Origin of the sequence: Yersinia similis (genome assembly GCF_001053095.1) — a bacterium.
Classification (GTDB): domain Bacteria; phylum Pseudomonadota; class Gammaproteobacteria; order Enterobacterales; family Enterobacteriaceae; genus Yersinia; species Yersinia similis.
Map to the genome: position 1 here is coordinate 50,631 of NZ_CGBP01000016.1, position 20,808 is coordinate 71,438.

A 20,808-nucleotide genomic window follows, 5' to 3' on the forward strand; every position below is an offset into this window, starting at 1 on the left:
GACCCTTCTTACTTGACGCCGCAGCAGCGTTAGTGGCGTTCGCTCACCCGAATCACTTACTGATGTAAGCTCATCGGGACTCGTTCACTTGCTGCAACGTCAAGAAAGCCGTTAGTTAAACATCACTTCTCGTCACTGTCTGATGTTTTACGCGGCTTCGCTTGTTCCATACTTTCCAGAATTCGATGGTAATTATCAAAACGTTCCTCAGCAATTTTACCTTGCTCTACGGCTTCACGTAATGCGCAGCCTGGATCGTTGGTATGGCTGCAATCACGGAATTTGCAATGGCCGAGATAATCACGGAATTCGACAAACCCCTGCGTAATTTGTTCCGGAGCTAAATGCCATAGACCAAATTCACGCACGCCTGGTGAATCAATCACATCACCGCCATGTTGGAAATGGTACAGACGCGCGGCGGTTGTGGTGTGCTGGCCGAGGCCCGAGTTACCAGAAACCGTATTGACCAGAATTTCGTTATCTGTTGGCGGCAACAGGGCATTCAAGAGGCTGGATTTGCCCACCCCGGATTGGCCGGCAAAGATACTGATACGGCCAGCCAGTGCATTCTCAAAGGCTTCCATACCCTCACGTGTTTGGCTGGAGACTTCCAGAACGTCGTAACCAATACGACGATAAATATCCATCATGCCATCAACGAATTTACGGCCATCGGCATCTAATAAGTCAATTTTATTCAGGACGATTAATGGTTCGACCTCCAGTGTTTCGCAGGCCACCAAATAGCGATCGATAATATTAAGCGAAAGCTCGGGTAAGATCGCCGATACGATAACAATCTGGTTAATATTGGCGGCGATAGGTTTCACGCCATCGTAGAGATCTGGGCGAGTCAGGACGGATGTTCGTTCGTGAACGGCCTCGACAATACCTTTAACTCGCACGCCTTCCTGCGCTTGTAAACCGGGACGCCAGACTACCCGATCACCGGTCACCAGTGATTTGATGGTACGACGGATATTACAACGGTGCTGAGTGCCATCAACGGCCTCGACATCGGCATGCTGACCGAAGCGACTGATTACGATACCTTCTTGCGCATCGCCAAGCTGAGAGTCATCTAACTCAGGTTTTCTATCAGTGCGTAGTCTACGCTGATGATTAGCCTGTACACGGCGTTGTTGACCTTTCGACAGTTTATTCTTGCTCACTGTGCCTCACTTGAATCTGCATTTATCCCCTTCGGACTTTACGTTGTAGGGTTGTTAGCGATGTTCACTTACAACCTACCTGCAACGCCAAGTTCTTTGGATATATCGCTCGTTGCGACCAAAAGGACTATGATACACATTATTTTATCAATTAACCGTTTGTTCGGTTGCTCCCCCGGCTTACAGATAGGAAATATCATGGCAGAAAATCAAAATAATCTGATCTGGATCGATCTGGAAATGACCGGTCTTGATCCAGAGCGGGATCGGATCATCGAAATCGCTACCCTGGTCACTGATGCGAATCTTAATATTCTGGCAGAAGGGCCTGTGCTGGCAGTCCATCAATCTGATGAACAGCTTGGGCTAATGGATGAGTGGAATGTTCGCACCCATACCGGTAGTGGTTTGGTTGAGCGGGTGAAAGCCAGCCCCTTTAATGACCATGATGCTGAATTACAAACTATCGAATTCCTGAAACAGTGGGTCCCAGCAGGGGTTTCACCCATTTGCGGTAACAGTGTGGGTCAGGACCGCCGTTTCCTGTTCCGTTACATGCCGGAGCTGGAAGCGTATTTCCATTACCGCTATCTGGATGTCAGTACATTGAAAGAGCTGGCGCGCCGCTGGAAGCCTGAAATTCTGGCTGGTTTTAAAAAGCAAAATACCCATCAGGCATTGGATGATATTCGTGAGTCAGTTGCCGAGCTTGCTTACTATCGTGAGCATTTTATTCAATCTTAATTCCCTTCGGCCTTGAAACAGCAGGGGCGTTAGCTGCGCTCACTTACCCGAATCACTTACTGATGTAAGTTCATCGGGACGCGTTTGCTTGCTGCCTACCTGCTGCTCCAATGACTTTGGGAATTCCCTTGATACGTGAAACAGCAGGGGCGTTAGCTGCGCTCACTTACCCGAATCACTTACTGATGTAAGTTCATCGGGACGCGTTTGCTTGCTGCCTACCTGCTGCTCCACCAATGATTTTGGGTATATACTCTGTCTGGTGCTGGTAAAAACATCACATTGCTGTTTTAATCGACACTTAAATAGAAAAATGATTTTTTTGCTTTCAGGGGCTTGCGGCAAAACGGATTTCTCGTATAATGCGCACCCCGTACCGATGAAGAATTCGCAAGCATGCGAAGACAGATTTAGTACAAGATAAGTAATATCCAGAGCGGGAATAGCTCAGTTGGTAGAGCACGACCTTGCCAAGGTCGGGGTCGCGAGTTCGAGTCTCGTTTCCCGCTCCAAGTTCTTTAGCAATAAAGAACTTCAGTCAAAAGTGAAGAGCATCAGAAATAAAAAGTGTATAAATAACCAATGGGTGTTTATACAGGCGACGCGGGAATAGCTCAGTTGGTAGAGCACGACCTTGCCAAGGTCGGGGTCGCGAGTTCGAGTCTCGTTTCCCGCTCCAAATTTTTATTTGTCAGAATAAGATTTCACCTGCTTTCAGATACAGCAGGGTGTAATAGCACCTCAATGCGGGAATAGCTCAGTTGGTAGAGCACGACCTTGCCAAGGTCGGGGTCGCGAGTTCGAGTCTCGTTTCCCGCTCCAAATTTTTTCATTCAATTCCTGATTATTTATCCACAGCTATAGTGGGTACGATGTTGCGTCTCACATACTTAGCGAATTAACTTCGTCAACAGACTTATCCACAGATTCTGTTCTTTTTATATCCAGCTTGTAATTTGTACGTTAAATTTTCCCATCAATTATATTACTGATTTATTTGCATATATTTTTATATGGAAACGTTATGCCGATCACTTGTGCTTTTTTTTGCACTTGATTGCCAAGGCATTTTTATTTTTATGCACAGTAAATTACTTCGCTTATTCATCAAAAAAATGCTGAATAAAAAGATATCAGGCATCCCGTGGTAGACCCTTTTCAATTGCACGAATCAACCGTTTTTTCTGTGGCAATTGAACCTCTACCGCCTGAGCAGCCCGCCGCGCTAATTGCTGTGATATCGCCCATTCAATATGCTCATCCAGCATAGGATGCTGCCCCCGACGTGTTTCCAATGCTAATACGATGCTATCAAGATAAGGCGCATTGCCGAGTGCTACTGATATGTTACGTAACCAACGTAGATGGCCAATACGCCGTATGGCAGACCCCTCCGTTACCCGCAAAAATTTCTCTTCGTTCCAGGCAAATAGATCTAGCAACTGCGGGGTGTGCAATACAGCTCGTGGACTAAAATCTTCTTCATCGGTTAATTGCGAGAAGCGATTCCAGGGACAAATAAGCTGGCAGTCATCGCAGCCATAAATCCGGTTACCCATGAGCGGGCGGAACTCTTCAGGTATTGCGCCTTCCAGTTCAATCGTCAGGTAAGAGATACAGCGGCGGGCATCAACAGTGTAGGGGGCGACAATCGCCCCTGTTGGGCAGGTGGTCATGCAGGCCACACAGCGCCCACACTGCTCTTCCTGCGGTTTATCCACCGGCAAAGGCAGGTCAATCAGTAGCTCGCCAAGGAAGAACCAAGAACCGGCATCGCGGTTTAATATTAGTGAGTGCTTGCCAACCCAGCCAAGCCCTGCTTTAGCCGCCAGTGACCGCTCCATTATCGGCGCGGAGTCCACAAAGGGGCGAAAGTTGATTTCACCGGTAGTATGCTGTTCCGACTGGCCTTGTTGTTCTGGGCAATCATCTTGCTGTGCTAAGTCATGTTGTTCTAAACCATGTTGTTCTAAACGATATTGTTCTAAACGATATTGTTCTAAACAATAGTGTTGAATCTGATCGCCCAATTTTTTCAGGCGCTGGCGCAGCAATTTATGGTAATCACGACCCAGAGCATAGCGGCTGACATAACCCAATTCTGGGTTATTTAATGTACTGGCAAATGCTGCCTTGGCTGGCAGATAATTCATCCGTACGCTTATCACCCGCAAGGTACCCGGCAATAACTCATGGGGCCGAGCGCGCAGCATACCGTGGCGTGCCATCCACGCCATTTCGCCATGATATTGTTTATCAAGCCAGGCTTGTAAACGCGGTTCTTCCGCCGTCAAATCGGTATCGCAAATACCGACTTGCTGGAAACCTAGCGATTGCCCCCATTGCTTGATATGTTGGGCTAATTGATTCAGATCGAGGGGGTGTGCCATGACAGACCATAGTAAGAAACAAACCAGAGTCAGTTTACCACACTCTGTTTTTTCTGCGGACTGGGTACGTCAGAATGAAGCGGCGGCGGCGGCCCACTTCTCATTAACCCTGTTTGATCTGATGGCTCGAGCCGGAAACGCCGCCTTTGAACTGGCACATAAACAATATCCTATAGCGCGTCATTGGCTGATTCTGTGTGGGCATGGCAATAATGGCGGGGATGGTTATATCGTTGCCAACCGTGCGTTGGTTGCGGGTATCGATGTTACTCTTATCGCCTGTTCAGGTAACCGCCCTTTACCTGCGGAGGCGAAAGAAGCACAATCTCAATGGCTGGCTATCGGTGGTGTTATTCACCAGCCTGATGTTCAGTGGCCACAAGATATTGATTTAATTGTTGATGGTTTATTGGGCATTGGCCTACGGGCAGCGCCACAAGGCATCTATGAGACCTTGATTGACATGGCTAACCGCCATCGGGCGGTAAAAGTTGCATTGGATATTCCCTCCGGGCTGTGTGCGGATAGTGGTGCGGCCCTCGGTTCGGTGCTCCGTGCTGACCACACGTTGACGTTTGTTGCATTGAAGCCCGGTTTACTCACCGGGCAGGCTCGTGATTGGGTTGGGCAGTTACATTACGATGATCTAGGGCTGGCACCGTGGTTGGATACTCAGTCAGCACAAATCGAACGAATAACCGCCGATCATCTTCCTCAGTGGCTGAAACCTCGCCGCCCGTGTGCCCATAAAGGGGAGCATGGGCGTCTGCTGTTGGTGGGCGGTGATAAAGGATTCGGTGGTGCTATCCGTATGGCGGGAGAAGCTGCCCTACGAAGTGGTGCTGGGTTGGTGCGAGTACTTACTCACTCCGAGCATGTGGCACCGATTCTGGCTGCCCGTCCAGAGTTGATGGTGCAGGCGCTAACCGCCGAAACCCTAGAGCAAAGCATTCAATGGGCTGATGTGCTGGTCGTCGGGCCGGGATTAGGCCAGTCTGATTGGAGCAGGAATGCTCTGAAACTACTGCAACAGAGTGATAAACCCGCATTGTGGGATGCGGATGCACTTAACTTACTAGCATTAAATCCTCATAGGCGTCAGAATTGGGTATTGACTCCTCATTCAGGAGAGGCTGCTCGTCTCCTTGGTTGCCGCGTCGTTGACATTGAAAGTGACCGCTTACTTTCGGCTCGAAACATCGTCAAGCAATATGGTGGTGTGGTGGTCTTGAAAGGCGCGGGCACCCTGATCGCTAATGAACAGGGTGAGATGGCCATTGCCGATGTGGGTAATGCCGGTATGGCTTCCGGTGGAATGGGCGATATTCTGTCCGGTATTATTGGTAGTTTAATAGCACAAAAGCTGGCGCTGTATGATGCCGCCTGCGCGGGGTGTGTCGTGCATGGCGTTGCCGCAGATAAGCTGGCTGAAGTTCAAGGCACCCGGGGTTTACTGGCCACAGATTTGCTGCCTGTTATTCCGAAGTACATTAATCCTGAGTTAGCAAAATAGATATCATAGAATGAAAGAACTCGTTTTACTGTTGCCTGATGAGGCAGCGACTGTTGCATTGGGAGCCACTTTGGCTCAAGCCTTCGGTGGTGCCAGCGTTATTTATCTGTTCGGTGATTTAGGTGCCGGAAAGACCACTTTTAGCCGCGGTTTTTTGCAGGCTCTGGGTCACAATGGGCATGTGAAAAGCCCAACTTATACCTTGGTTGAACCCTATACGTTGACACCAAGGCCAGTCTACCATTTTGACTTATATCGTCTGGCTGACCCCGAAGAGCTGGAGTTTATGGGTATTCGCGATTACTTCGACCAGCAGGCTATCTGTTTGGTGGAGTGGCCACAGCAAGGCGCAGGGTTCCTGCCGCAAGCTGATGTAGAACTGCATCTGATTTATCAGGCGGCAGGGCGTGAAGCTCGGTTGGTCGCTATTTCCGATGCAGGCGCTGAAGTGTTGCGCCGTTTAGCTGCTGTGCAAGGATAACGAGACGATGATGCATAGCCTCTCGCTGATATGTCGCTGGAAACACTGTTTCACTGCTATTTATTGTTTCACTGCTATTTATCGTTTCGCTACGATCCGCCGCTTCGCTACGGTTATGCGGATGACTATTGGTCTATTAACGCTCAGTTTACTCACGCTTCCTCCTGCGTTTGCCATGAAACTCACAGATATTAAGGTGATCAATGGGGCGAGTGAAAGTAAGGTCACCCTCAGTTTTGATGGTAAGCCGATTTATGCCTTTTTCTCGCTAAACTCGCCGGAGCGGGTGGTCTTGGATGTCCGCCAAAGTGGCAATATCTCAGGGTTACCGCTGGAGTTCAGTGGACAGAACCTGCTGAAACGAATTCGCTCTAGTACCCCGAAAGATGAACAAAGTACCCGTCTGGTATTGGAACTGACGCAGAAAGTAAAAACCCGAGCTGCCACCCAACAGTCGGGCAATAACTACACGGTAGTGCTTACCATGACTGCCGTCGCCAGTACTCCTGTAGGTCAGGCTCAGGCCTCATTAAACCAGACGAATACCCCGAGTCCCAACGCCGGACGAGTGGTACCACAGGTCACGAACAAAGATTCGGTAGCTAAAAATCCGTTTAATAATAAGCCAGTCGTCGTGGTTAGCAGCGAAAATGTGACCACGAATACTGCCCGGCCAATTAAAACCGCTAGTGGGGCTAACAGTAGCCGTGTTGTGGTAGCCATTGACGCTGGTCATGGTGGCCAGGACCCAGGGGCTATCGGGCAAAATGGTCTGAAAGAAAAAAATGTCACGATCTCCATTGCCCGCCGGCTTGAGGCGCTGCTTAACCGGGACCCGATGTTTAAACCGGTGCTGACCCGCAATGGTGATTACTTTATCTCGGTCATGGGGCGCTCTGATGTTGCACGTAAACAGGGGGCTAATGTCTTGATTTCTATTCATGCTGATGCCGCGCCAAATCGCAGTGCGACAGGGGCATCGGTTTGGGTGTTATCAAACCGCCGGGCTAATAGTGAAATGGGGAACTGGCTGGAGCAACATGAAAAGCAATCAGAACTGCTCGGGGGCGCTGGTGATGTACTGGCAAACACGGCTTCAGACCCTTATTTGAGTCAGGCGGTTCTGGATTTACAATTTGGTCATTCCCAGCGAGTGGGTTATGACGTTGCCACTAAAGTGCTGCGTGAGCTACAAATGGTGGGTGATATTCATAAACGCAAGCCGGAGCACGCCAGTCTTGGGGTGCTACGTTCACCGGATATTCCATCGCTATTAGTGGAAACCGGTTTTATCAGTAACAGTACGGAGGAACGGCTGCTTGGCAGTAGCGCGTATCAGGAGAAGATTGCTCAGGCCATTTATAAAGGCTTGCGCAGTTATTTCCTTGCGAATCCGTTACAAGCCGACCCAAAGGTCGAAAGCCGTCCGCTAATTGAAACAGCGGCGGTTGACTCCTCAAGACAGCGTTCAGGCATTAGCCAGCCGGAACCTATTGTGAATAATATAAGCAGTAATGCGCAAAGCGGCAGGTCATCGGCTACTCTGCCTGCAGGTAAGAGCCAAACTCACAACGTGCAGCGTGGGGAAACGTTATCGGGCATTGCCAGCCAATACGGCGTCAGCATGGCTGTTTTACGGCAAAATAATACGCTGAAAAATGATGTGGTCTGGGTAGGCCAGCGCTTGAAAGTGCCTGCGTCGGGCGGTACGGTGACAGCAGTCAAACCTAAAATAGCAACTAAACCGAAAACTACGGCTCAATCGAAAGCGGCTACCCAATCGAAAACAGTAGCCGTAGCAAAAAGTAAACCTATTAAGCATCAGGTGAAACGCGGTGATACGCTGTCAGCCATTGCGGCGAGATACGGTGTATCAATGAGTGAGATTGAGCGGGTGAATAAAATCAAGTCAGGTAATGTTCAGCTTGGGCAAACGCTCACTATTCCACAATCGTAAGCGCAAGGAATTGTTATGCCGATTCAGATTCTGCCTCCACAGCTTGCCAACCAGATTGCCGCCGGTGAGGTGGTAGAGCGGCCTGCATCGGTAGTCAAAGAGTTGGTAGAAAACAGTCTGGATGCAGGTGCTACACGGATTGATATTGATATTGAACGTGGTGGGGCGAAACTTATTCGCATCCGTGATAATGGCTGTGGCATCAGTAAAGATGATTTGGCGCTGGCGCTGGCCCGCCACGCCACCAGCAAAATCAGTTCACTCGAGGATTTAGAAGCCATCCTCAGTATGGGTTTTCGCGGTGAAGCCTTGGCCAGTATCAGTTCAGTTTCACGCCTTATCTTGACTTCACGTACCGCAGAGCAAAGCGAAGCCTGGCAAGCCTATGCCGAAGGTCGCGACATGGCGGTCACCATCAAGCCTGCGGCACATCCAGTTGGCAGTACACTCGAAGTGTTGGATTTATTTTATAACACTCCCGCACGCCGTAAATTTATGCGAACTGAAAAGACGGAGTTTGGTCATATCGATGAGGTCGTCAGGCGCATTGCACTGGCGCGCTTTGATGTGGCAATAAATTTGAACCACAATGGCAAGTTAATTCGCCAATATCGTGCGGCACCGGACCCTGCCCAACATGAGCGTCGGTTGGCAAGTATTTGTGGTCCTGCGTTTTTGCAACATGCTTTGGCTATCTCTTGGCAGCATGGGGATTTGAACATTCATGGTTGGGTGGCGGATCCTGCCGCGAGCCATACGCTGAGTGAAATGCAATATTGCTACGTCAATAACCGCATGATGCGTGATCGGTTGATTAATCACGCGATTCGCCAGGCTTATCAAGATCGGCTCAACGATGCTCAACAGCCCGCTTATGTTTTGTATCTGGATATCGATCCGCATCAGGTTGATGTCAACGTTCATCCGGCTAAGCATGAGGTGCGTTTTCATCAGGCTCGGTTGGTGCATGACTTTATTTATCAGGCAGTCACTGCGGTTTTACAACAAACTAATGCGCCGATACTGAATATCAGTGAAGAGGGTGAAGTTGACGTTCCACGTTGGCAGCAGGAAAACCGGGTAGCGGCTGGGACCAATAAATATGCTCAACCGGAAACGGCGAAATCCGGTGTGGCGGAGCAGGCTGTGACTCGTGAGCGCGCAGCGCCGGCTTATAAAGAAGATCACCCCTATCAAAAGCAACAAGGGGAGTTATACCGTCAACTATTGCAACCGTCAGCGGCAGCCAAACCCGCAACATCACCAGCGGCAATACCTGTGTCATCTGTTTCCTCGCCATCCGTCCCGGTCCAACGAACTGCTCAGGTAGAAGAGCCACTTCACGGTGATAATTACAGTTTTGGCCGAGTTTTAACGGTTTTTCTACCTTGTTATGCTTTGATTGAATATCAGGGCGGGGTAGCATTGCTATCCTTAGCCGTTGCGGAGCGCTGGTTGAAGCAAGCCCAGCTCAGCCCGCCAGAAGAGGGGTTACGCCCTCAACCGTTATTGATTCCACTCAAAATCACATTAGACAAAAATGAAATAGCGGCTTGTCAAAACCATGAAAAATTGCTAATTACCATGGGGATAGAACTGAGTGTCGAGCAGGGGCGGGCGACTTTACGTGCGGTTTCTTTACCATTACGCCAACAAAATTTACAAAAACTGATACCGGAACTGTTAGGCTATCTGTCGCAGCATGAAGAGATATCGCCAGATACACTGGCCACATGGCTTGCCCGCCATCTTGGTAGCGAACATGAGGTGTGGAATGTGTCTCAAGCGATACAGTTATTGACGGAAGTTGAGCGTCTTTGTCCGCAGTTGGTGCAATCCCCTCCAGCTGGGCTATTACAACCTATAGATATAAAGGCCGCATTGGCAACTTTGACACATGAATGATATTGAGAGCCTAGATCGTCCACCAGCAATTTTTATTATGGGGCCAACCGCTTCCGGTAAAACCGCGCTCTCTATTGCGTTGAGGCAGCGGTTGCCTGTGGAGTTAGTCAGCGTCGATTCTGCCCTTATCTATCGTGGCATGGATATCGGTACCGCGAAACCCAGTGCACAAGAGCTGGCGTTAGCTCCACACCGGCTGATTGATATCCGTGATCCCGCTGAATCATACTCAGCTGCCGATTTTCGTAAAGATGCTCTGAAAGAAATGGCTGACATCACTGCTGCGGGGCGAATTCCGCTGCTAGTGGGGGGGACAATGCTGTATTTTAAAGCGTTGTTGGATGGGTTATCTCCGTTACCCTCCGCAGATCCTCAAGTACGCCAGCATATTGAACAGCAGGCGTCGGAGCTAGGTTGGGAAGCATTGCACCAGCAATTGGCCGTATTCGACCCGGTCGCTGCGGCGCGGATTCACCCCAATGATCCCCAAAGGCTCTCCAGAGCACTGGAAGTTTTTTTTATTTCAGGTAAAACTTTAACGGAACTGACTAAAATTTCGGGTGAAACCTTACCTTATCGGGTTCACCAATTTGCGATTGCGCCTGCTAGCCGGGAACTGTTGCACCAGCGGATTGAATTACGTTTTCATCAGATGCTGGATGCAGGGTTTGAAGCAGAGGCTAGGGCGCTTTTTGACCGTGGTGATTTGCATACGGACTTGCCTGCCATTCGTTGTGTGGGATACCGGCAGATGTGGTCTTATCTGTCTGGTGAGATTGATTACAACGGTATGGTATACCGCGGAGTTTGTGCGACACGTCAACTGGCAAAGCGCCAAATGACCTGGTTGCGGGGCTGGAGCTCAGTTCAATGGCTCGACAGTGATAAGCCGGGAGAGGCTTTAGACTCCGTAATACAGGTTGTTAGTGCATAGGTTGAATGATTGTGTACAATTGATTAGTACTCAACGCACAGATTTTTTTTACGCAGTTTATTTTCGAGCCGATAGGTTCTTAGTTAAAAACAACAAGCAAATAAGGAAAATATAGAATGGCTAAGGGGCAATCTTTGCAAGATCCGTTCCTGAACGCATTGCGTCGTGAACGGGTTCCGGTTTCTATTTATTTAGTGAATGGTATTAAACTGCAGGGCCAAGTTGAGTCTTTCGATCAGTTTGTCATTCTGTTAAAAAATACAGTCAGTCAGATGGTTTATAAGCATGCCATCTCTACTGTTGTGCCTTCTCGTCCGGTTTCGCATCACAGCAATAATCCGAGCGGTAGCACCAATAATTATCATGGTAGTAATCCGTCTGCGCCGCAACAGCCGCAGCAGGACAGTGATGACGCTGAATAAAGCACATTGCTGGTCGACCATGATGGAGAACATAAGCAACGGATTCAAGCTTATGTTCTCCGCACTAGCGGCTTTGATCCGTTTGAGAGGTTGCACGTTTGTTTGACCGCTATGAAGCCGGTGAGCAGGCCGTACTGGTTCATATTTATTTCTCGCAAAACAAAGACACAGAGGATCTGCGTGAATTTGAAGCGCTGGTATCTTCTGCGGGTGTAGAGGCTTTGCAAATTGTGACGGGTAGTCGCAAAGCACCACATCCTAAATACTTTGTTGGTGAAGGAAAGGCCGAAGAAATTGCAGACGCGGTGAAAGCCAGCGGTGCGTCTGTCGTCTTGTTTGATCATGCCCTTTCTGCGGCACAAGAGCGAAATCTTGAGCGTTTGTGTCAGTGTCGGGTAATTGATCGCACTGGGTTGATTTTAGACATTTTTGCCCAACGAGCTCGTACCCATGAAGGTAAACTACAGGTCGAGTTAGCGCAATTGCGTCATATCGCGACTCGTTTGGTTCGTGGTTGGACGCATCTTGAGCGTCAGAAGGGCGGGATTGGTCTGAGAGGGCCTGGGGAAACCCAGTTGGAAACTGACCGCCGTTTGCTACGTGACCGTATCAGCTTGATTTTAAGCCGTTTGGAGCGTGTAGCGAAGCAGCGTGAGCAGGGGCGGCGTGCGCGTACCCGTGCTGATATTCCGACGGTGTCCTTGGTAGGATATACCAACGCAGGTAAATCCAGCCTGTTTAATAAAATTACGGCAGCTGATGTTTATGCAGCTGACCAATTATTTGCCACACTGGACCCTACTTTACGCCGTATAAATGTGGCTGATGTAGGTGATACAGTACTGGCGGATACGGTAGGTTTTATCCGGCATTTGCCGCATGATCTGGTTGCTGCGTTCAAAGCGACACTACAAGAAACGCGGCAGGCCTCATTACTGCTACACATTATTGATGCAGCTGATCCTCGGGTCGCCGAGAATATGGCTGCGGTAGATACGGTATTGGCAGAAATTGAAGCAGATGAAATTCCTACGTTATTAGTAATGAATAAAATTGATTTGTTGGACGATTTTGTCCCGCGAATCGATCGCAACGAAGACAATCTGCCAGTCAGAGTTTGGCTTTCAGCCCAAACCGGCGCAGGGATCCCGTTGCTCTTTCAAGCGTTGACGGAGCGCCTTTCAGGTGAGATCGCACACTTTGAATTGCGTTTGCCTCCTCAGGCAGGCCGTCTGCGTAGCCGTTTTTACCAGCTTCAGGCAATTGAAAAAGAGTGGATAGACGAGGACGGGAATGTCGGTATGGTGGTTAGAATGCCTATCGTTGATTGGCGTCGTCTCTGTAAACAAGAGCAGGAGTTGGTCAGTTATATTCAAAATAATTAATCTGGCGCGGTTAATTAATTGATTATACCCAAAATAATTCGAGTGGCAGGAAGGCGGCAACTGAGTGAACTCCTAGAAACTGACATCAGTCAATGACTGGGGCGAACGGAGGCAGCCAACACGTAGGCAACTTGAAGTACGAAGGGAATATCTGATCTTTCTTGTGAGATTAAGAGCCAGCTTCTTTGGCATGTGCTCTTGGCCTGAAGAAAACCAATCATAGAAGAATGGAGCTAAAACATGGCGTGGAATCAGCCCGGTAATAACGGACAGGACCGCGATCCGTGGGGGAGCAGCAATAATAATGGCGGCAACTCTGGCGGAAATAATAATAAAGGTGGTCGTGACCAAGGGCCGCCGGATCTGGATGATATCTTCCGTAAACTGAGCAAAAAACTGAGTAGCCTCGGTGGCAAAGGTAGCGGAAGTGGTGGTAATGGCGCGTCACATGGCCCTGGTTTCAGTGGTCGTATTGTGGGTATCGCTGTTGTTGCCGTTGTGGTCATCTGGGCTGCAAGCGGTTTCTATACAATTAAAGAAGCTGAGCGTGGTGTTGTCACCCGTTTAGGTAAATTGAGCCACATTGTGCAGCCTGGCCTGAACTGGAAACCGACCTTTATCGATGAAGTGGTCCCGGTTAACGTCGAAGCCGTACGTGAATTGGCCGCTTCTGGTGTCATGCTGACCTCCGATGAGAACGTAGTTCGCGTCGAAATGAACGTTCAGTATCGCGTGACTGATCCGGCCGCTTATCTGTTTAGCGTGACGAATCCGGATGACAGCCTGCGTCAGGCAACAGACAGCGCAGTACGTGGTGTTATTGGTAAATACACCATGGATAAAATCCTTACTGAAGGCCGTACTATCGTTCGTAGTGATACTCAACGTGTACTGGAAGAAACTATTCGTCCGTACAAAATGGGTATTACGTTACTGGACGTTAACTTCCAGGCTGCTCGTCCGCCAGAAGAAGTTAAAGCGGCATTTGATGACGCGATTGCGGCTCGTGAAAACGAACAACAATATATTCGTGAAGCGGAAGCCTATACCAACGAAGTCCAACCACGTGCTAATGGTCAGGCGCAGCGTCTGTTAGAAGATGCTCGTGCTTATGCCGCACGTAAAGTGTTGGAAGCGCAAGGTGAAGTCGCTGGTTTTGCTAAGTTGCTGCCAGAGTATAAAGCGGCACCGGAAATTACCCGCGAGCGTCTGTACATCGAAACCATGGAAAAGGTTCTGGGCAAAACCAATAAAGTGCTGGTGAATGATAAAGGCAATAATTTGATGGTGTTGCCACTGGATCAAATGCTGCGTGGTCAAGGTGCTTCTAACAAAGCTGATGGCAACAAAGATACCAGTCTGATTCGTTTGAATCCGGCACCCAGCAGCCAACAAACTGGTGCGAGCAATTCAAATACCAGCTCAGGCAGTGGTTCTATCATGGATCAGCGCCGGGTGAATGCTCAGCGTGATACTTCCACTCGCGTAGGGAGAGAATAACCAATGCGTAAGTCTTTTTTACTTATCGTCGTTGTGGTGTTAATCGCACTCTTCGCTTCGCTGTTTGTCGTAGAAGAAGGTCAACGCGGAATTGTGCTGCGCTTTGGTAAGGTATTACGTGATAGTGATAACAAACCGTTGGTGTATGCACCTGGTCTGCACTTCAAGATACCTTTTATCGAGACAGTGAAAAGGTTGGATGCCCGTATTCAAACAATGGACAACCAAGCTGACCGTTTCGTGACCAACGAGAAGAAAGACCTGATTGTTGACTCATATCTAAAATGGCGTATCAGCGACTTTAGTCGTTACTATCTGGCCACCGGTGGTGGTGATGTCTCTCAGGCCGAAGTTCTGCTGAAACGTAAGTTCAGTGACCGTCTACGTTCTGAAATTGGCCGTTTGAACGTCAGAGACATCGTGACAGACTCCCGTGGTCGATTGACTTCAGATGTTCGTGACGCGTTGAACACCGGTAGTGTGGGCGATGAAGCCGCAACGACTGAAGCCGATGATGCGATTGCCTCTGTAGCAGCCAGAGTTGAGCAGGAAACCCGTGGCAAACAGCCTGCGGTTAACCCGAACAGCATGGCGGCCTTAGGGATTGAAGTAGTTGACGTGCGAATTAAGCAAATCAACTTACCCGCTGAAGTTTCTGATGCGATCTTCCAGCGTATGCGTGCTGAGCGTGAAGCGGTAGCCCGTCGTCACCGTTCACAAGGTCAGGAAGAGGCCGAGAAATTGCGTGCGACTGCGGACTATGAAGTTACACGTACTCTGGCAGAAGCAGAGCGTCAGGCGCGAATTACTCGCGGCGGCGGTGATGCAGAAGCGGCTCGTCTATTTGCTGAAGCATTTAGCCAAGATCCTGACTTCTATGCTTTCATCCGTAGCTTGCGTGCGTATGAAAACAGCTTCAGCAGTGGTAACGATGTGATGGTTCTGAGCCCAGATAGCGATTTCTTCCGCTATATGAAATCGCCAGACAATTCTAACAAGCGCCCATAACGACGGTTGTAGGGAGTATGGTGATAGCGCGGGTTATAGCAGTGCCTATCATCGCAGTGAATAGTGCTGTAACCGCGCATATTGCGAGAGTACGTTCTTGAACGTAACACCAAGGCCCGTTAACACGGGCCTTTTCATGTGTTGAAGTAGACAATTTGTTGGGGCAGACAATGAATTCAACCATCTTATTAGCATTGGGTTTGGTTTTGGTGTTGGAAGGGCTTGGCCCGATGCTTTATCCCAAAGCCTGGCGCAAAATGATTCAGGCAATGACTCAATTACCAGATGCCACTTTGCGCCGTTTTGGGGGCGGATTAGTGGTTGCTGGCTGTGTGATCTACTACATGTTGCGTAGTCACATGGGGAGCTAAAGGTAAGCGCAAAAATTGTTCAGTTATGCGTTAAAAAGTACTGAAAGCCGCCGTATGAGATGTTAGAATCCTTTTTTAAGCAACCTGGTGATTTTTGAGATGGGTAAGAACGTCGTCGTACTGGGCACCCAATGGGGTGACGAAGGTAAGGGCAAGGTCGTTGACCTGCTGACTGAACGGGCTAAATATGTTGTGCGCTATCAAGGTGGCCATAACGCGGGCCATACTTTGGTTATAAACGGTGAGAAAACCGTTCTTCATTTAATTCCCTCAGGTATTCTGCGTGAAAACGTAACCAGCATCATCGGCAACGGTGTTGTACTGGCTCCTGACGCGTTGATGAAAGAGATGACAGAGCTTGAAGCGCGCGGTGTGCCTGTTCGTGAGCGACTGTTACTCTCCGAAGCATGCCCGTTGATCCTGCCTTATCATGTGGCTCTGGATAATGCGCGTGAAAAAGCACGTGGTGCAAAAGCTATCGGTACTACCGGTCGTGGTATTGGCCCTGCCTATGAAGATAAAGTTGCTCGCCGCGGTCTGCGTGTCAGTGACTTGTTCAATAAAGAAACCTTCGCTATCAAGCTGAAAGAAATTGTGGAATACCACAACTTCCAACTGGTGCATTACTACAAAGAAGCCGCAGTTGACTACCAAAAAGTGCTGGATGATGTATTGGCTATCGCCGATATTCTGACTGCCATGGTAGTTGATGTTTCTGAATTGTTGGACAATGCCCGTAAGCAAGGCGAGTTGATCATGTTCGAAGGCGCACAAGGCACCTTGCTGGACATCGACCACGGTACTTATCCGTATGTCACATCATCTAACACCACTGCGGGTGGCGTAGCGACAGGTTCTGGCCTGGGCCCACGTTATGTTGATTACGTGCTGGGTATCGTAAAAGCCTATTCTACTCGTGTAGGCGCAGGTCCATTCCCTACCGAACTGAACGATGAAACCGGCGAGTTCTTACGTAAGCAAGGTAACGAATATGGCGCGACCACAGGCCGTAGCCGTCGTACTGGCTGGTTGGATATTGTTGCCGTTCGCCGTGCAGTGCAGATCAACTCCCTGTCTGGTTTCTGCATGACCAAACTGGATGTGCTGGATGGTCTGAAAGAAGTGAAGCTCTGTGTTGGCTACCGCATGCCTGATGGCCGCGAAGTTGATACAACGCCACTGGCTGCAGAAGGCTGGGAAGGTATCGAGCCAATCTACGAAACCATGCCAGGTTGGTCAGAAACCACTTTTGGTGTGAAGGAACACAGTAAGTTGCCACAGGCAGCCCTGAACTACATTCAACGTGTAGAAGAGCTGACAGGTGTGCCGATTGATATCATCTCTACCGGCCCTGATCGTGATGAAACCATGATCCTGCGTGATCCATTTGATGCATGATTAACTGGCTTACGGCCAAGTTATCATCATTAATGAGATACAGGCATTAAAATGTACGGGGTTAACGCGTATATTTGTGTTCGAAACAATAAACCGGGCTGATGTCCGGTTTATTGTCTAATACATCCAGCTTATTGTTTAATCGGTCAGCTTATTGTTTAATCGGTATGGTATGGTTGCCCTCGGTAAGTCGTTTTTACATCAAAAAAACTACCCTTCAACTAAATGATTAGTCACAGGCTTTGTGGCTGGTTTATCATTCAAAGTATAAGTTTTCTAAATAGCACTTAGAATCGCATTTATCACCTATCTAACAGTTGTCATTTCAGATGGGTGTAAGCCGGGTAAATGGATACTCAGGGGTATATGTGCAATTAACAAGTTTTACTGATTATGGTTTGCGAGCACTGATTTATATGGCCTCGTTGCCTGATGGCCAAATGACCAGTATTTCTCAGGTAACTGAGGTTTATGGTGTCTCTCGCAATCACATGGTTAAAATAATCAATCAGTTGAGCCGCGTAGGGCTGGTAACCGCTGTGCGTGGTAAAAATGGTGGCATACGGCTGGGTAAGCCAGCTGATCAGATCCTGATTGGTGATGTCGTACGCCAAATGGAACCACTCTCCTTGGTGAATTGCAGTAGTGATTTTTGCCATATAACACCTGCTTGCCGTCTGAAACAAGTGCTTAATCAGGCGGTACAGAGTTTCCTTAAAGAGTTGGATAACTATACTTTGGCAGACATGGTTAAAGATAATTCCCCACTCTACAAGCTATTACTTGTTGAGTAGGTTTTTTACTTAATAATTTAAGAGATATACCCAAAGAGCTTGGAGTTTCAGGTAGGCAGCAAGCCAACGACAAAATGGGTTATAAGCTATTTTATCGTTGGTTTGCGTTGGCCTGCAGAGGGCAGCCTATTCAAGTAAAGGCAGCTTCAAGTCAGTGATTCGGGTGATTGAGAGCAGCCAACACACCTGCACTTTGAAAGACGATGGGTATAGCAACCTGCTGCTGACAACGGAGGAACCTCAATGTCACAAGATCCATTCCTGGAACGAGAAGCAGAGAAATATGAGTCACCGATCCCTAGCCGGGAATTTATTTTGGCTCATCTCGCGAAGCGCGAGACACCTGCCAGCCGTGAAGAGCTGGCCAATGAACTTAATTTAACCGGTGAAGAGCCTTTAGAGGCGCTACGCCGTCGTTTGCGTGCGATGGAGCGTGATGGGCAATTGGTCTTCACCCGTCGTCAGTGCTACGCCCTGCCAGAGCGTTTGGATTTACTGCGCGGTACGGTTATTGGTCACCGTGATGGCTATGGCTTTTTGCGGGTTGAAGGCAGTAAAGATGATCTGTATCTCTCCGCAGAACAGATGAAAATGGCGATTCATGGTGATGTCGTATTGGCACAAGCGGTTGGGGCTGACCGTAAAGGCCGCCGTGAAGCGCGTATCGTACGTGTATTGGTCCCGAAAACCAGCCAGATCGTGGGTCGCTACTTTACCGATGCAGGTACGGGCTTTGTTGTACCGGATGACAGTCGCCTGAGCTTTGATATCTTGATTCCACCAGATGCTATCTGTGGTGCGCGGATGGGCTTTGTGGTTGTAGTCGAATTGACTCAGCGGCCAACTCGCCGTACTAAAGCGGTCGGTAAGATTGTTGAAGTACTTGGCGAGAATATGGGCACCAGCATGGCGGTGGATATCGCATTGCGGACCCATGAAATCCCGCACACCTGGCCACCTCAGGTTGAAAAACAAGTCGCGGATCTGAAAGAACAAGTACCGGAAGAAGCGAAAAAGGGGCGGGTAGATTTACGCGATCTGCCTCTGGTTACTATTGATGGTGAAGATGCCCGCGACTTCGATGATGCAGTGTATTGCGAGAAGAAACGTGGCGGCGGTTGGCGGTTGTGGGTAGCGATTGCGGATGTCAGCTATTATGTGCGTCCTCAAACTGCATTGGATGACGAAGCCCGGAGCCGTGGTAACTCGGTCTACTTCCCATCGCAAGTGATACCGATGCTGCCGGAAGTGTTATCAAACGGCCTTTGCTCCCTTAATCCGCAGGTAGACCGCCTGTGTATGGTGTGCGAGATGACCATCTCTTCGCAGGGCAAACTCTCGTCTTATAAGTTCTACGAAGCGGTAATGAGCTCCCATGCCCGTCTGACCTATACTAAGGTGTGGCGGATTATAGATGGTGAGGAATCGCTGCGTGAGCAATATAAGCCACTGGTTCCGCATCTGGAAGAGCTGCACGCGATGTATAAAGTGCTGGATCAGGCGCGCGCAGAACGAGGTGGCATTGCTTTCGAAACAGAAGAAGCTAAATTTATCTTCAATGCTGAGCGGCGCATCGAACGTATCGAACCAACGGTACGTAATGATGCTCATAAGCTAATTGAAGAGTGCATGATTCTGGCGAATATCGCGGCGGCGCGTTTTGTGGAAAAACACGAAGAACCGGCGTTGTTCCGAGTGCATGACCGCCCAAGCGATGACCATATTGTGGCATTGCGCAGTGTGCTAAATGAGTTGGGGCTGACATTAGGGGGCGGGCTGAAGCCACAACCAAAAGATTATTCAGTGTTGATGGATGAAATTTCTGACCGCCCCGATCATGAAATGTTGCAAACCATGTTGCTACGTTCCATGAAACAAGCGGTTTATGATCCAGAAAACCGGGGTCACTTTGGTTTGGCGTTGGCTTCTTATGGCCATTTCACCTCACCTATTCGTCGTTACCCTGATTTGGCAATGCATCGGGCCATTAAGTACCAGTTAGCCAAAGAGCACGGTAATTTAAAAGATCGCTGGACACCTACGGGGGGCTGGCATAGCGATTTCGAAGATATGCTGCAATTGGGCCAACACTGCTCAATGACCGAGCGCCGAGCGGATGAAGCAACCCGCGATGTCGCTGACTGGCTGAAGTGTGACTTTATGCTAGATCAGGTCGGTAATGTCTTCACCGGTATTATTGCCAGTGTGACAGGCTTTGGTTTCTTCGTGCGTTTGGATGATCTCTTTATCGATGGTCTGGTGCATGTCTCCAGTCTGGATAACGATTACTACCGTTACGACAACATTGGCCAGCGGCTGATCGGTGAATCTTCCGGTGTGGTTTACCGGCTGGGGGATACCGTGGAGATTCGAGTCGATGCGGTTCATATGGATGAGCGTAAAATTGACTTTGCTCTGGTCTCCAGTACCCGCAAGCCACGTGGTGAAGGCAAGACCGCCCGTGATAAGGCGAAAAATAGCGGCCAGCGTACATTACGCAGTAATTCAACAGGTCGTGGCTCTTCATCCGGCTCATCGCGCCGTGATGGTGCGCCAGCTGCGGGTGGACAAAAACGTCCACGTCGAGCTAAAAAACCGGTAAACTTCGAGCCGGACAGTGCGTTCCGTCCAGATGCTGCGGCGGCTAAGCCAGATGATAAAGCCTTAGCTGAGAAGAAAGCCAAGGCGAAGGCAAAAAGAGCCTCGGCTAAGACCAAAAAAATTGCTGCGGCGACCAAAGCCAAACGAGCGAAGAAAAAAACCACTAGCGATCAGTAACTAGCGATCAGTAATGGTGTGCTACTTGCCGGGCGGCTTTTGTCGCCCGCATA

General features: G+C 49.2%; 16 protein-coding genes and 3 tRNA genes. 17 read left to right on the forward strand and 2 right to left on the reverse strand.

All coding sequences use genetic code 11. The features are described from left to right. Nucleotides 1-122: 122 nt before the first annotated feature. Entirely contained in the window at nt 123-1,175 is a 1,053-nt protein-coding gene (gene rsgA, locus AC971_RS12985) for a small ribosomal subunit biogenesis GTPase RsgA (protein WP_025382365.1), read from the reverse strand. Nucleotides 1,176-1,373: 198 nt separating this feature from the next. Between rsgA and orn the strand changes: the two genes are divergently transcribed. The 4 genes from orn to AC971_RS13005 all read left to right on the forward strand — a co-directional run bounded on the left by orn (nt 1,374) and on the right by AC971_RS13005 (nt 2,741). After that, nucleotides 1,374-1,919: an oligoribonuclease gene (orn, locus tag AC971_RS12990; protein WP_025382366.1), complete on the forward strand. Its 546-nt coding sequence runs from the start codon at nt 1,374-1,376 to the stop codon at nt 1,917-1,919. A 436-nt stretch (nt 1,920-2,355) separates the two neighbouring features. Beyond that, nucleotides 2,356-2,431 (forward strand) — tRNA-Gly (locus AC971_RS12995). 91 nt (nt 2,432-2,522) lie between these two features. Further along, nucleotides 2,523-2,598, forward strand: a tRNA-Gly gene (locus tag AC971_RS13000). A 67-nt stretch (nt 2,599-2,665) separates the two neighbouring features. Next, nucleotides 2,666-2,741: transfer RNA gene (locus tag AC971_RS13005), tRNA-Gly, on the forward strand. 311 nt (nt 2,742-3,052) lie between these two features. Here the strand turns inward: AC971_RS13005 and queG are convergent. Next, on the reverse strand, nt 3,053-4,309 hold the full coding sequence (gene queG / locus AC971_RS13010; protein WP_025382367.1) for a tRNA epoxyqueuosine(34) reductase QueG: 1,257 nt from the start codon (nt 4,307-4,309) through the stop codon (nt 3,053-3,055). Between queG and nnr the strand changes: the two genes are divergently transcribed. The 13 genes from nnr to rnr all read left to right on the forward strand — a co-directional run bounded on the left by nnr (nt 4,308) and on the right by rnr (nt 20,755). Next, nucleotides 4,308-5,822: a bifunctional ADP-dependent NAD(P)H-hydrate dehydratase/NAD(P)H-hydrate epimerase gene (gene nnr, locus AC971_RS13015; protein WP_025382368.1), complete on the forward strand. Its 1,515-nt coding sequence runs from the start codon at nt 4,308-4,310 to the stop codon at nt 5,820-5,822. The genes queG and nnr overlap by 2 nt on opposite strands. Before the next feature lie 10 nt (nt 5,823-5,832). Then, on the forward strand, nt 5,833-6,303 hold the full coding sequence (gene tsaE, locus AC971_RS13020) for a tRNA (adenosine(37)-N6)-threonylcarbamoyltransferase complex ATPase subunit type 1 TsaE (protein ID WP_025382369.1): 471 nt from the start codon (nt 5,833-5,835) through the stop codon (nt 6,301-6,303). Nucleotides 6,304-6,310: 7 nt separating this feature from the next. After that, the gene (gene amiB / locus AC971_RS13025; protein ID WP_025382370.1) at nt 6,311-8,260 is read left to right on the forward strand and encodes an N-acetylmuramoyl-L-alanine amidase AmiB; all 1,950 of its coding nucleotides are present in this window, start codon (nt 6,311-6,313) and stop codon (nt 8,258-8,260) included. Between the two features lie 15 nt (nt 8,261-8,275). Beyond that, nucleotides 8,276-10,165 (forward strand): DNA mismatch repair endonuclease MutL, encoded by a 1,890-nt coding sequence (gene mutL / locus AC971_RS13030; protein WP_025382371.1) that lies wholly within the window; start codon nt 8,276-8,278, stop codon nt 10,163-10,165. Then, nucleotides 10,158-11,099, forward strand: a complete 942-nt coding sequence (gene miaA / locus AC971_RS13035; RefSeq protein WP_025382372.1) for a tRNA (adenosine(37)-N6)-dimethylallyltransferase MiaA — start codon at nt 10,158-10,160, stop codon at nt 11,097-11,099. The genes mutL and miaA overlap by 8 nt, the downstream gene beginning before the upstream one ends. Before the next feature lie 116 nt (nt 11,100-11,215). Next, on the forward strand, nt 11,216-11,521 hold the full coding sequence (hfq, locus tag AC971_RS13040; protein ID WP_004392473.1) for an RNA chaperone Hfq: 306 nt from the start codon (nt 11,216-11,218) through the stop codon (nt 11,519-11,521). Between the two features lie 98 nt (nt 11,522-11,619). Further along, nucleotides 11,620-12,906 (forward strand): ribosome rescue GTPase HflX, encoded by a 1,287-nt coding sequence (gene hflX / locus AC971_RS13045; RefSeq protein ID WP_002209152.1) that lies wholly within the window; start codon nt 11,620-11,622, stop codon nt 12,904-12,906. 240 nt (nt 12,907-13,146) lie between these two features. Continuing rightward, nucleotides 13,147-14,406, forward strand: coding sequence for an FtsH protease activity modulator HflK (hflK, locus tag AC971_RS13050; RefSeq protein WP_025382373.1), 1,260 nt, complete (start codon nt 13,147-13,149; stop codon nt 14,404-14,406). Between the two features lie 3 nt (nt 14,407-14,409). Continuing rightward, complete coding sequence (gene hflC / locus AC971_RS13055; protein WP_025382374.1) at nt 14,410-15,414, forward strand: protease modulator HflC; 1,005 nt, start codon at nt 14,410-14,412, stop codon at nt 15,412-15,414. Between the two features lie 170 nt (nt 15,415-15,584). After that, nucleotides 15,585-15,785: a DUF2065 domain-containing protein gene (locus tag AC971_RS13060; RefSeq protein WP_002217227.1), complete on the forward strand. Its 201-nt coding sequence runs from the start codon at nt 15,585-15,587 to the stop codon at nt 15,783-15,785. A gap of 99 nt (nt 15,786-15,884) precedes the next feature. Beyond that, the gene (locus AC971_RS13065) at nt 15,885-17,183 is read left to right on the forward strand and encodes an adenylosuccinate synthase (RefSeq protein ID WP_025382375.1); all 1,299 of its coding nucleotides are present in this window, start codon (nt 15,885-15,887) and stop codon (nt 17,181-17,183) included. A 368-nt stretch (nt 17,184-17,551) separates the two neighbouring features. Next, nucleotides 17,552-17,977, forward strand: coding sequence for a nitric oxide-sensing transcriptional repressor NsrR (gene nsrR / locus AC971_RS13070; protein ID WP_025382376.1), 426 nt, complete (start codon nt 17,552-17,554; stop codon nt 17,975-17,977). Between the two features lie 243 nt (nt 17,978-18,220). Further along, the gene (gene rnr / locus AC971_RS13075; RefSeq protein ID WP_025382377.1) at nt 18,221-20,755 is read left to right on the forward strand and encodes a ribonuclease R; all 2,535 of its coding nucleotides are present in this window, start codon (nt 18,221-18,223) and stop codon (nt 20,753-20,755) included. Nucleotides 20,756-20,808: the final 53 nt, after the last annotated feature.

Coding starts and splice junctions, on each gene's coding strand:
- hflC (WP_025382374.1), top strand. CDS start 14,410: ATGCGTAAGTCTTTTTTACTTATCGTCGTTGTGGTGTTAATCGCACTC.
- tsaE (WP_025382369.1), top strand. CDS start 5,833: ATGAAAGAACTCGTTTTACTGTTGCCTGATGAGGCAGCGACTGTTGCA.
- amiB (WP_025382370.1), top strand. CDS start 6,311: ATGATGCATAGCCTCTCGCTGATATGTCGCTGGAAACACTGTTTCACT.
- miaA (WP_025382372.1), top strand. CDS start 10,158: ATGAATGATATTGAGAGCCTAGATCGTCCACCAGCAATTTTTATTATG.
- queG (WP_025382367.1), bottom strand. CDS start 4,309: ATGGCACACCCCCTCGATCTGAATCAATTAGCCCAACATATCAAGCAA.
- hfq (WP_004392473.1), top strand. CDS start 11,216: ATGGCTAAGGGGCAATCTTTGCAAGATCCGTTCCTGAACGCATTGCGT.
- mutL (WP_025382371.1), top strand. CDS start 8,276: ATGCCGATTCAGATTCTGCCTCCACAGCTTGCCAACCAGATTGCCGCC.
- hflK (WP_025382373.1), top strand. CDS start 13,147: ATGGCGTGGAATCAGCCCGGTAATAACGGACAGGACCGCGATCCGTGG.
- orn (WP_025382366.1), top strand. CDS start 1,374: ATGGCAGAAAATCAAAATAATCTGATCTGGATCGATCTGGAAATGACC.
- rnr (WP_025382377.1), top strand. CDS start 18,221: ATGTCACAAGATCCATTCCTGGAACGAGAAGCAGAGAAATATGAGTCA.
- AC971_RS13065 (WP_025382375.1), top strand. CDS start 15,885: ATGGGTAAGAACGTCGTCGTACTGGGCACCCAATGGGGTGACGAAGGT.
- nnr (WP_025382368.1), top strand. CDS start 4,308: ATGACAGACCATAGTAAGAAACAAACCAGAGTCAGTTTACCACACTCT.
- AC971_RS13060 (WP_002217227.1), top strand. CDS start 15,585: ATGAATTCAACCATCTTATTAGCATTGGGTTTGGTTTTGGTGTTGGAA.